Genomic DNA, 12,515 nt, shown 5'->3' on the forward strand with positions numbered 1-12,515 from the left:
GTCATAAGTTGCCTTTTTGTCAACCTTTTTTTACACATCCCCCTTCCGATACCTGCCTGCGGCCGCACCTTTTTTCCTACGCCTCTGCCTTTTCGGAAGAGGGCTGAAGGGTAATCACCACCGACTTGGAGACGGGCTGATTGCTGTGCCGCGCCGACCGCGTATGGGGCACCAGCACATTGGCCTCGGGGAAGTAGGTCGCCACGCACCGCCGCGGAATGGGGTAAGGAACTACCAGAAAGCTGCGCGCTGCCCGCTCCACGCCGTCGTAGTGGCTGAACAGATCGATGCGGTCTTCTTTCTGCAACCCCAGTTCGGTCATATCGTCTTCGTGCATCAGTACCACCCGCCGGTCGTAGTGAATGCCCCGGTAGCGGTCGTGCAGGCCGTAAATGGTGGTGTTGTACTGGTCGTGGCTGCGGATGGTCATCATCAGAAACTCGTCCGCTTGCAGGTGATGTTCCGCCAGGGCATTGATCGTAAACAGCGCCTTCCCGCTCGTGGTTTTAAACTCCTGTTCCCGCGCACCGTTGGGCAGGTAAAAGCCGCCCGGTTGCCGCACGCGCCGGTTGTAGTCGTCGAAGCCGGGCACGGTCTGCTCAATCGCGTCGCGAATGCGGTCGTAGTTCACCGTCATCGCATCCCAGTCGACGGTGGTACGCGCGCCGAGGGTAGCTTTGGCCAGTTCGGCCACGATTTTCGGTTCGCTCAGCAAATGCTCCGAAATCGGATCTTTGCCGCCCTGCGTCTGGTGCACCACGCCTGTTGAGTTCTCGACCGTCAGGAATTGCTTGCCGCTCGCCTGCCGGTCGCGCTCCGTCCGGCCCAGACAAGGCAGAATCAGCGCCGTTTTGCCGTGCACGAGGTGGCTGCGGTTGAGCTTCGTCGAGACGTGCACGGTCATATCGCATTGTTCCAATGCCCTGGCGGTGTAGTCCGTGTCGGGGGTAGCGGAAAGGAAGTTGCCGCCCATGCCCATGAAGAATTTGGCTTTGCCTTCGGCCATGGCCTGGATCGAGTTCACCACGTCGTAGCCGTTCTCGGCCGGAGGATCGAACCCGAACACCTCCTTCAGTTTCTGACCGAACTCCGGCTTAAGTTTCTCCCAAATGCCCACCGTACGGTCGCCTTGCACGTTGCTGTGGCCGCGCACCGGGCAGGTGCCCGCGCCCGGTTTGCCGATGCTGCCTTTCATCAACAGCAGATTAACAATTTCGCGCACGTTGTCGACGCCGTTGCGGTGTTGGGTGACGCCCATCGCCCAGCAGATGATAATCTTCTGCCTGTGGGCCAGCAGGTCGGCCGCTTCCTCAATTTTCTCACGCGGAATGCTAGTCTGTGCAATCAGAGCGTCGAGGTCGTAGCGGTCCAGGTCGGCCACCAGCGCGTCGTAGCCCTGCGTCTTTTCCCGGATAAAGGCGTGGTCCAGCACGGTGCCGGGGGCCGCCGCTTCCCGCACCAGCAGCAGTTTCATCAGGGCTTTCAGTAGTGCTACATCGCCGTTGACGCGCACTTGCAGGAAAATATCGGTCAGCGTGGTACCCGGCCCGAGCGATTCCCACGGATGTTGCGGGTGTTTGAAGGCCAGCAGCCCCGTTTCGGGGAGCGGGTTGACCGCGATGATGCGACAGCCGTTGCGCTTGGCGATTTGCAGCGCGGTCAGCATGCGCGGATGGTTGGTGCCGGGGTTCTGCCCCATGATCATGATCACCTCGGCCTCGTAAAAGTCTTCCAGCTTCACGGAGCCTTTGCCGATGCCCACCGTTTCGGCCAGCCCGAAGCTGGTGGATTCGTGGCACATGTTGGAGCAGTCGGGCAGGTTGTTGGTGCCGAACTGCCGCACGAACAACTGGTAGAGAAACGCCGCCTCGTTCGAGGTCCGTCCCGAGGTGTAAAAGATCGCTTCGTCGGGCGAGGCAAGGCGGTTGAGGTGCTCGGCCATCAGCCGGAAGGCGTCGGCCCAGGCAATGGATTCATAGTGGGTCGCGCCTTCGCGCAAAACCATCGGCTCGGTAATGCGGCCGCTTTTCCCGATCTCGTAATCCGACCACGTCGCCAGTTCGGCTACCGAATGGTGCCGGAAAAACGCCGGATCGACACGCGTGGTGGTGGCCTCTTCGGCGACGGCCTTGGCCCCGTTCTCGCAGAATTCTACCACCGAGCGGTGGTCGTCCGGGTCGGGCCAGGCGCATCCCGGGCAATCGAACCCGTCGAACTGGTTGATCTGCGTCATCAGTTTGGTGCCTTCCACAACCCCGACTTCGCCGTAGACGTGCTTGGCCGAGTTCAGAATGGCGGGAATACCCGACGCGACTTTGGTGCGGTGGGTCAGGATGACTTTAGCGTGTTGGTCAGCGCTTGAGGTCGACATAGGAGAGGGAGGATTGAAAATTTCAGATTACAAATTGGCTAATGGCCTGATATGCTGATCGTCTCATGCAACCGTTTCTCGCAGCACTACACGCGCTTCGCCAGTGTATACGTTAAACCGCTGGTCGCGCACAAAGCCGAGCAACGTAAGGCCGTACTGCCGCGCCAGTGCCACGGCCAGGCTCGACGGAGCACCCACCGCCGCCACCAGAGGAATGCCCGCCCGGATGGCCTTTTGCACCAGTTCGAAACTAACGCGACCGCTGAGCAGCACGAACGAAGTACGCAGAGGCTGTTGATTTTCAGCGACGTAGCTGCCGATCAGTTTATCGAGCGCGTTGTGACGCCCGACGTCCTCACGCCAGCGCAGCAGCGTTCCCGCACTGTCGAACAGCCCCGCCGCGTGCAGGCCGCCGGTGTGTTCAAAGACCAGTTGGGCTCGGCGGAGGAGCGCCGGTGCCCGGTGGATGGCCTCTTCGGCGACGGAAAAATCGGTCGGGAGGGGGCGCGGGCACGCGACGGCCAGCGCTTCGATCGACGCCTTGCCGCACACGCCGCAGCTGGATGAGGTGTAAAAATGCCGTTGGAGTCGCGCCAGGTCGAGCACGACCGACGGAGCCAGTTCGACCCGCACCACGTTGTCGCGCTCTTCGGGGTGTTGTACCTGTGTGCAGTACCGGAGGCTGTGTACCTGATCGTACGTCTGAATGATGTCTTCCGCGAACAGAAAGCCGAGGGCCAGTTCAAAATCGTGGCCGGGGGTGCGCATCGTAACCGAAAGGCGGTGCTGTTGCCGGTCTTCCCAGGGACCGTGGCCGAGGCGGATTTCCAGCGGCTCTTCTACCGCCAGCAGATCGACTTCTTCCGACGGGTGGGTGCCAATGCGAAGAATGGGAGTAGGGTGTACGCTCGTTGTCATCAAAAAAGTGTTCGGTGGTCAGATCGGTGGTCCGGGCAAGGCGGCACCGATCCTTCACGTAAAGTAACTCTTTTTGACACAAGAAGTTTACACCTCATCCATCCACACGTCGCTCTTCACCCTCATCCGCCCTCGGCGCTCTGCCGCTTATTCGTTCCGCAGGACCTGTACCGGATTGACGGTTGCGGCGCGGGTCGCCTGCCAGCCGACGGTCAGCAGCGCGATGAGCAATGCCAGTACCCCGGCCGCGGCAAACAGCCACAGCGGCACGTCGATGCGGTACGCGAAGTTGTCGAGCCAGCGTTGCATCAGGTACCAGGCGGCGGGCCAGGCCAGCAGGTTGGCGACGAGCACCAGCCCCACCATCTCGCGGGAGAGGAGTTGCACCAGGCCCGGTACGGACGCGCCGAGCACTTTGCGGACCCCGATTTCCTTGAGGCGACGGGCCGTGCTGAACGCGGTGAGGCCGAACAGTCCCAGGCAGGCGATGAAGATGGCGATGCCGGCAAACAGCAGGAACAGTTGCCCCTGTGCCTGTTCGGTGCGGTAAAGGTTGTCGAAATTTTCGTCGAGGAAGTGGTATTCGAACGGGCGCTCGGGCAGGAACTGATGCCACGTTTGTTCCAGATGGGCGACCCCGGCCTCCAGATCGCCGCCCGTCAGCTTGACCGACAGAGCATTGTAGTAGTTCCGGCTCATGTGCATGACCAGGGGCACGATGGGCTCGTGCAGCGACTCGAAGTGGAAGTCTTTCACCACGCCGATGATCTTACCGGCCTGTCCGCCGTAGACAAACTCCTGGTCGATGGCCTGTTGAGGATCGTTCCAGCCGATCATGCGAATGGCCGATTCGTTCAGGATAAACGCCAGCGAATCGTCGGTGCCCACCTCGCGCGAGAAGTTGCGCCCGGCCGCCAGTTCCATCTGGTAGGTCGGAATAAAGTCGTGGTCGACGCGCAGGTTTTTGATGACCGTAGACGTCGAGATCAGGCTGTCGCCCTGCCGCACCTGCGAGCCCTGCGAGTCGAGCAGCCGGCCCGAGGGTGTGCGCGAGGAGCGGCCCACGTGCTGGACGCCGGCGTTGCGCAGCGCTTCCTGGCGGAACGACAGGTAGGCATCGTTCAACTCGTCGTGGTAAGGCAGAAGCACGATCTGGTCTTTGCTGAAGCCCAGCGCCTGACTGCGGACGTAGTGGATCTGCTGGTAGACCACGCCGGTGCAAATAACCAGCAGAATGGAGATGGCAAACTGGGTGACGACCAGCACCTTGCGCAGGGGGGCGCTGCCGGTTGCCGACTGGTCGATCTTGCCTTTCAGGGCACGAATGGGCTGGAAGGCCGCCAGCACCAGCGCCGGGTAGAAGCCCGCCGCCAGACCGGTCAGCAACGTGCCGCCCCCCAGCAGCAGCCAGATCGTCGGATTGGTGAGCGGACTCAGCGCCAGCGTTTTGTCGGTAAACTGTTCCAGCCACGGCAGCGCGAGGGTTGCCAGGACCAGCGCCAGCCCCGCCGACACCACGGCCAGCAGCACCGCCTCGGTCAGGAACTGCCCGCGCAGGTGTTCGCGCGTCGCGCCGACCACTTTTCGCACCCCGACCTCTTTCGAGCGGGTGGCCGAGCGGGCGGTCGACAGGTTGGTAAAGTTGATGACGGCAATGGCCAGCAGGAACAGCGCAATCAGCCCCAGTCCGTACACGTTGCGGATGTTGCCGTTCGCCTCGATTTCCGAATCGAGCTGCGAGTGGAGGTGAATGGCGCGGAGCGGTTGCAGGTAGAGGTGCGTCCAGGTAGACGGCGGCCGGTAGTTCGGGTCGTTGGTGGTCTGGCCCATGTGTTTGTCCAGAAACGCCGGTAATTCTGCCTCCAGGCTCATCGCCGGGTAACCTTCCTGAAACAGGAGGTACGTTGCAAACGAGTTGTTGCCCCAGTTGGTCCGCAGGCCTTCCCGGCCGTATACTTCATCGCTTTCCAGCGTTTTGAACGAGATCAAGAGGTTGGGGTGAAGGTGCGACTGGCGGGGAAAATCCTCAAACACACCGGTTACGCGTACGTCGAACTGGTTGTCGGCCCGCAACAGTTGCCCGATGGGGTCGGCGTTGCCGAAATAGCGTTCGGCCGTCGAGCGACTGAGCATTACGGTCGCAGGCTCGCTCAGGGCCGTGGCCGGGTTGCCCTGCACCACCGGAATGGTAAAGACGTCGAACACGTTCTCTTCCGCAAAAAAGACATCATCCTCGTTGAACGCCCGCGGCGCACTGCCGTCCTGGGTAGGAATGGAAAACAGACTGGAGGTTTCCAGCAGGCGCGTGGCGTGCTCCACACCCGCAAAATCTTCTTCCAGCAGCGGCCCGAACGGGGGCGCCACGTGGCCCAGGTGCAGGCTTACGGTGCCGTCGGGCGAGAGGAAGTCGCGCGTGACGCGGTAAATCCGGTCGGCTTTGGCGTGCTGTCGGTCGTAGCCCAGTTCATCCTGGATAAAGAGGCCGATCAGCAGACAGCAGGCCAGCCCTACGGCCAGCCCCAATGCATTGATGAGCGTGTAGCTCTTGTGGCGTAGCAGGTTCCGAAACGAGGTGATAAGGTAGTTGCGTAACATACAGGTAGGGAGAAAATAAGGGTAACTACCGCCATAAGATGCAGCTTTTCCGGCCCCGGTTGCACCCGAAAACGACCAGCGGAGAAATAACCGGATAAATGGAAGCATCCCCTGCCTGGCGTCATCAGCTTTTTGCAACAGCAGCGGCTTTGTCGCCGTTTGTACTCATCAGTAGGGGTGGAATCTTACCTTTGCGCTGAGCATCAATCTATTGTAGAACCCTATTTGCTGATCATGCAGGAAACCCTAGAACGGATCTATTTTAACAATTCAGTACAAGCCTACCTCATTGCGGCCGCCATTATCCTGATCGGGATGATTGTGGTGAAGGCCTTCAAAGACATCGTCTACAAACGCCTGAAAAAGTTATCGGCCGCGACCGACAGCAACATCGACGACTACGTGATCGAGAGCATCGGGAAGTTCGGAATTCCTATTCTTTACTTTCTGGTGATCTACATCGGCCTGCGCACGCTCACGTTCTCGGCGCGTGTGACGCGCATCATCGAAGTGGCCACAACGGTGGTGATCACGTTTTTTGCCATTCGGTTCATCGCCACGACCATTCTACTCCTGCTGAGAACCTACGTGCGGAAACAGGAAAACGGGGAGGAGAAAGTCAAACAGCTGGGCGGCATCATCTTCATCGTAAACGTCGTGGTCTGGGGCATTGGGCTGCTGTTTCTGCTGGATAACATCGGCTTTGACGTAACGGCCATGATTGCGGGCCTGGGCATCGGCGGGATTGCCATTGCGCTGGCGGCGCAGAACATCCTGGGCGATTTGTTCAACTACTTTGTGATCTTTTTCGACCGTCCGTTCGAGATCGGCGACTTCATCATCATCGACAACAAAATGGGCTCGGTCGAGTACATCGGCCTGAAAACCACGCGCGTCAAGAGTCTGTCGGGCGAGCAGTTGGTGTTCTCCAACAGCGACCTGACGTCGTCGCGCATCCACAACTACAAGCGCATGCAGCGCCGGCGGATCGTGTTTCAGGTAACGGTGATTTACCAGACGTCGCTGGAGCAGCTCAAGGAAATTCCGAAGGTGTTGCGCGCTGCCGTCGAAGCGCAGGAAAACGTACTGTTCGACCGCGCGCACTTTGCGTCGTACGGCGATTCCAGCCTCAACTTCGAAATCGTCTACAACGTACTGACGGGCGATTACAACCAGTACATGGACATTCAGCAGGCGATCAACCTGCGCATTTTTGAAGAGTTTCAACGCCTGGGCGTCGAGTTTGCGTATCCGACCCGCACGCTCTACCTGGCCGGGCAGACGGAAGAAAATCCGCTGGCGCCCAAGTTTCAGTAGCGCTAACCTCGTTCGGATTGTATTCAAAGCTGTCGCTCGTTCGAGCGACAGCTTTTTTTATGTCAAGGTGGAAATCCACCAAACGCTCCCCGATCAGGGCGGTGGTACGCAGGGAGGAGCGATACCAACACGTGCGCATACCTATTTTTAGGTATTGTATCTTCCCCGGGGTTTCGCGTTCTTGTCGGCCTAACGAGCTGACTGACTGAAGTTTACTCGTGAAGAGAGAGGAACACAGGGCTTTTCCACAGGCCCGTCTACATTTTTAAGGGACCACACTTCGGCCGTGTAGGGCAAGGGGACTGCAGAGTAGCCACGAGGCGGAGCCAGGTGTTTTTACGTGTTTCGCACAGTCTGCATCTGAAGACAGTGCGAAGCCCTACCGCTCTGTCACTTGCTCGACTTCGCTTGTCCATACCACTGATCGACTTCCGCCATGCGTACAATGCTGCATTGCTCACGTGTTTTGTTGTGGGGAGTTATGGGGCTGCTGGTCGGGGTAGGCGGCGGGGCCAGAAGCGCAAGAGCGCAACCTCCCACCCCCGAATCGCTACGCACCCCGCTGGGGCAGACCCAGCAACCGTCCCTGCAAGCACAGCGGTGCCTGGCGCTTTGCGAGTACCACCACTACAATTCGGCCCCGGACTCGTGCCGCTGGTACGCAGCACAGGCCCTGCGGAGCGTACCCGCCCGTTCCGTGCAGGCGGCCTGGGCACAGACCTGGCTGGCGAGTGCGTGGCTGCGCGAGAAGCAGTTCGATTCGGCGGCGTACTACCTGGAGGCGGCAGCACAGGGCTTTCGTCACCACAAATTGCCGGAGGGCATCGCGCGGGTGCTGACCGAACAGGCGGCGTTGCAAAGCGCGCAAGACCAAGTGCCGGCGGCCCGCCAACGCTACCAGGAAGCCCTGGCGTACTGCCGGCAACACGAGCTGCCCACGGCCGAGGCCGATGTGCTGCGGGCCTACAGCTTTATGGCCATGCGCGAGCAGCAGCTGGATTCGGCCGCGCTGTACAACCAAACGGCCGAGGCCTTGTACCGGCGAACCGAGCATCGCCGGGGATTGGCGCATGTCGTGTGGATGCACGGCTTGCTGGCGCAGCGGCGTGCCGACTATGCCGAGGCCCGCGTGTGGCTGGACAGTGCTCTGGCGCTGGCCGACGGGGCCGCATGTTTTCGGTTGGGGACAGAGTGCTACACGACGCTGGCCAATGTACAGGTAGAAAGTGGCGATTACGTGGCAGCACTCGCTACGCTGTTGCGGACGGCCGAGCGGCACCGGCAGGTGGGCCATACCGAAGGCATGGGGCAGGCCTATCTGGGCATGGGCAACGTGCACTACTACCGTGACGAATATCCGTTGGCGCGGCGGTATTACCTCCGGGCCCTGGAAGCCTTCGAAGCCACCCGGTTGCTGGACGGGCTGGCCCGCGGCTACGGAAACCTGGCGGCCGTTCAACGCCTGGAAGGAGACATTGAAGGGGCATTGCGCAGCCACGAAAGGTCGTTGCAGTACCGCGAAGCCTTGGGCAATCAGGCGATGATCGCGCACGCACACACCAACCTGGCCAATCTGTACCTGGACGAACGGGAAGACCTGGCGAAAGCCCGGCACCACCTGGAGCTGGCGGAACCCATCGTCGAGGCACGGCAAAATGCGTACGACCGGGCGTACCTGTGGCTGGTGTTCAGTCAGTTGTTCCTTAAAGAAGGTAAGATAACGGCGGCCTTGCAGCGCGCCCACGACGTGTTGTCGCTGGCGCACGGAAACGGAATTCCGGAGCTGGAGCTGGAAACGTACGTCCATCTGCAAAACCTGTTTGCGCAACGACACCAGTTCGACTCAGCCTATCATTACTTGGTGCAAGCGTCGACCTTGCGCGATACGCTGCTGAGCGAAGAAAATAGCGTCCGCATTGCCGAGCTGGAGACCCGCTACCAAACCCGACAGAAGGACGACAGTTTGCAGTTCGCCCGCCAGAGCGTCACGCTGTTGGGGGCCGAAGCCGAAGTCCGCGAAGCACGTCTGTTCCGGCAGCGGTGGCTGAGCATTTCCGCCCTGGCCCTGGTAGCCCTGTTGGGCGGGTGGGTCTATACCCTGGCGCAAACCCGCAGGCAACTGCAGCAACAACGCGAAGCGCTTGCCACCACCAACCGGCAACTGGACCGGGCCAATGGTCAGCTACAGGAGCGCAACCAGCAGCTCGACGCGACCAACGCACAGCTGCAATGCACCGTTCAGCACCTGGATGAGGCCAACCGACAGTTGCAGGAAAGCAACCAGACGCTGGCGCAGCAGAAAATCCAGATCGAAACGCTGATGCGGGAGCAGAGCCATCGCCTGAAAAATCACCTGAGTGCCGTGGCCGGTCTGTTGACACTCCAGTCGCATTCGCTCGTTGATCCGTCGGCGCGGCAGGCCCTGGAAGAGAGCCACGCGCGCGTAGAGGCCATCATGCTGGTGCAGCAGATGTTGTACGGCAAAGACCTGACCCACCTGCCGGTCGACGTGTACCTGACCGAGCTCATCCGGACCATTCTGCGGATGTACGGCTTCTGCGAGCAACTGGCCCGTCTCCACATCGCGCCTTTGCGGTTACCCGCCGACCAGGTGTTGCACCTCGGGCTGCTTGTGAACGAATTGGTGACCAACGCCGCAAAATACGCCCTGCCCACCGTCCGCGACCCCGCCCTGGACGTAGGGCTGCAACCCGAGTCGGCAGCGCAGTTGCGCCTCTGGGTGAGCGACAATGGCCCCGGCTTTGTACCCGACACCACAGCAACGGCTTCGTTCGGGTTGCGGCTGGTAGCGCTGCAAACACGGCAGTTGGAAGGTCAAGCACGTTGGAGCAACGGGCAGGGCATGTGTTTTACGCTGGAATTTCCGCACGAAACCCTGGAGGGAGGTGCTGCCCTCTGATCATACCACAACCGCAACCTGATGGGGCAATTCTCCACCTTATTACTGAGCCTACTGATGTTGGGCCGAGTAGCACAACCCGCTGTCCTTGATAGCCTTACGCAAGAAGTACAGAACAGCCCAACAGTGGCGCAGCAGATCGACGCGCTCTTTTCCCTGACGGAAGCGCAACTCAGAAGGGCTCCTTTGTCAGAGGCTTTGACGTCGGCACGACAGGCCGTTCGGTTAAGTAGGGAGGCGGATGATCGTGAAAGGTTGGGAGAAGCCTGTGTGTGGGTCGGCGAAGTGTATTACCGGCTGTCGCAGCACGATTCGGTCGCGTTTTACCTTGACGAGAGCAAAAGGTGGCCGGCCCAGGCAACTACCCAGGTCCGGCGTATGCTGGTGGAAGGAAGACTGGCCAACGTCACCGGCCGGCAGCAAGAGGCGGCTCACCGGTTCGCGCAGGCTCTGGCACGCGCCGCTACGCTGTCCGACGTAGGGTTGCTCAGCCTGGCTTACTTGGAACAGGGCCTCTTTCTTACGGAGCGGGGGCAGTTGGATGCAGCCCGGAGCACGCTGGCTTTGCACGATTCACTGCTCGCGGAAACGGACGATCCGTACGGGCAGACGGCCAACCTATACCTGCATGGCGTCTATTGGGTAAACTCGTCACAATACGATTCGGCCACTACGGTGCTGACCCAAACGGTGCGACAGGCCGAAAAATTTGCGTATACGCGTCTAAAAGCTGATGCCCTCAACCGACTCGCCCAACTGTACCGCCATCGTGGGGAGTATGACCAGTCCCTGACGCTGCTGATGCAGTCGCTACAGATCTACGAGGGGTTGCAAGAGTCCAGCGGCGTGGCCAATGCCTACCTCAACATAGGCTCCGTCTATAGCTATACCCAACGGTACGCATCCGCCATTAACCACTTTCAGCAGGCGTACGCTGCCTTCCAGGCCATGCAAGACGTCAAAGGCCAGGCGCGGGTGCTCAACAACCTGGGGGTCGCCTTCGACTACCAAGGCCTGCCCGACAGTGCCCTGGCCTACTACGAGCGGGCACTTGTTTTTAAAGAACAGGCCGGAGATCGGATAGGAGCTGCCAACACGCGGTTCAACATCGGAGCGATTTACCTCGAACAAAAGTCGGATTACGGGAAAGCCGCCCGCTATCTGGAAGACGCGCACCAGATTTTTTTGCAGGAGGGCAGTCCGTACGATCGCGTCTACTCCTTTCAGGCGCTCGGGCGCCTTCGCTTTTTCCAACAACGGTTTGCCGACGCCTTAGCATGGCAGCACCGCGCCTGGCGTCTGGCCGAAGAAATCGGCGCCAAGCGTCAGATCTGGAAAATGCACGACCAACTGGCCGCAACCTACAAGGCGCAGCAGCGGTTCGACTCCGCCTACTGGCACATGGAACAAGTGGCCAACTGGACCGATACCCTGTTGCGGGAAGAAAACAGCGAACAAGTGGCCGAACTGGAGACGCGCTACCGTACCCAGCAGAAAGACGACAGCCTACAACTCTCTCGACAGAAAGTCACCCTGTTGGCGGCTGAAGCCGAGGCGCGGGAAGCTACGCTGTCGTGGCAGCGGTGGCTGAGCGGACTAGCGCTGGCGGTTGCGCTTCTGCTGGGAGCACTGCTGGCCTTGTTGGTACAGGCTTGGCGAAGGCAGCAACAGCACGAAGCCGAACTGGCACAAACCAACCGCTCGTTGCAGGAAAGTAACCAGGAACTGGCACGACAGAAATCGCGGATTGAGAATTTGATGCGGGAGCAAAGCCACCGCCTGAAAAATCACCTGAGTGCCGTGGCCGGTCTGCTGACGCTGCAGTCACATACGTTGGTCGACCCTTCAGCCCGTCAAGCTTTGCAGGAGAGCCACGCGCGTGTAGAAGCCATTGTGCTGGTGCAGCAGATGTTGTACGGCAAAGACCTGACCCACCTGCCGGTTGATGTGTACCTGACCGAACTGGTCCACCACATTCTGCGCACGTACGGCTTGTCCGAACAGGTCGCCCGCTTGGTGGTTATGCCGACCCGCCTTCCGGCCGATCAGGTGCTTTCCGTAGGACTGATTGTGAATGAGTTGGTGACCAACGCCGCGAAGCATGCGTTCTCGGAGGTCCGTGACCCCGCCCTGGAAGTAGGCCTGCAACCCGAGTCGGCCGCACAGTTGCGCCTCTGGGTGCGGGACAACGGCCCCGGCTTTGTACCTGAGGGAACCGAGCCGGCGTCCTTTGGACTGCGTCTGGTACAACTGCAAACGCAGCAGTTGGAGGGCCAATCACGTTGGACTAATGGGCAGGGAACTTGTTTTACGCTGGAATTTCCGCAGTACGGGTAGGGCAGGGGCAGTGTGGAAAAGGACCTGGTGAACCGCCGACAATCGCGTTCCGGAGCC

The 12,515-nt window shown here is 60.3% G+C and carries 6 protein-coding genes; 3 read left to right on the forward strand and 3 right to left on the reverse strand.

All coding sequences use genetic code 11. The features are described 5' to 3' along the window. Positions 1-76 precede the first annotated feature (76 nt). The 3 genes from BLR44_RS25245 to BLR44_RS25255 all read right to left on the reverse strand — a co-directional run bounded on the left by BLR44_RS25245 (position 77) and on the right by BLR44_RS25255 (position 5,884). Positions 77-2,371: an FdhF/YdeP family oxidoreductase gene (locus BLR44_RS25245; RefSeq protein WP_089687515.1), complete on the reverse strand. Its 2,295-nt coding sequence runs from the start codon at positions 2,369-2,371 to the stop codon at positions 77-79. Between the two features lie 63 nt (positions 2,372-2,434). Further along, positions 2,435-3,289 (reverse strand): formate dehydrogenase accessory sulfurtransferase FdhD, encoded by an 855-nt coding sequence (gene fdhD / locus BLR44_RS25250; RefSeq protein WP_089687518.1) that lies wholly within the window; start codon positions 3,287-3,289, stop codon positions 2,435-2,437. A gap of 147 nt (positions 3,290-3,436) precedes the next feature. Next, positions 3,437-5,884, reverse strand: a complete 2,448-nt coding sequence (locus tag BLR44_RS25255) for an ABC transporter permease (protein WP_089687521.1) — start codon at positions 5,882-5,884, stop codon at positions 3,437-3,439. Between the two features lie 234 nt (positions 5,885-6,118). On the opposite strand from BLR44_RS25255, the gene BLR44_RS25260 reads away from it, so the two are divergent. The 3 genes from BLR44_RS25260 (at position 6,119) to BLR44_RS25270 (ending at position 12,458) form a co-directional block, all read left to right on the forward strand. After that, positions 6,119-7,201, forward strand: coding sequence for a mechanosensitive ion channel family protein (locus BLR44_RS25260; protein WP_089687721.1), 1,083 nt, complete (start codon positions 6,119-6,121; stop codon positions 7,199-7,201). A 466-nt stretch (positions 7,202-7,667) separates the two neighbouring features. Continuing rightward, the gene (locus BLR44_RS25265; protein WP_218127184.1) at positions 7,668-10,121 is read left to right on the forward strand and encodes a histidine kinase dimerization/phosphoacceptor domain -containing protein; all 2,454 of its coding nucleotides are present in this window, start codon (positions 7,668-7,670) and stop codon (positions 10,119-10,121) included. Between the two features lie 255 nt (positions 10,122-10,376). Beyond that, complete coding sequence (locus tag BLR44_RS25270) at positions 10,377-12,458, forward strand: tetratricopeptide repeat protein (RefSeq protein ID WP_218127185.1); 2,082 nt, start codon at positions 10,377-10,379, stop codon at positions 12,456-12,458. The last annotated feature ends 57 nt before the right edge of the window (positions 12,459-12,515 follow it).

It is taken from the genome of Catalinimonas alkaloidigena, from assembly GCF_900100765.1.
Lineage (GTDB): Bacteria > Bacteroidota > Bacteroidia > Cytophagales > Flexibacteraceae > Mooreia > Mooreia alkaloidigena.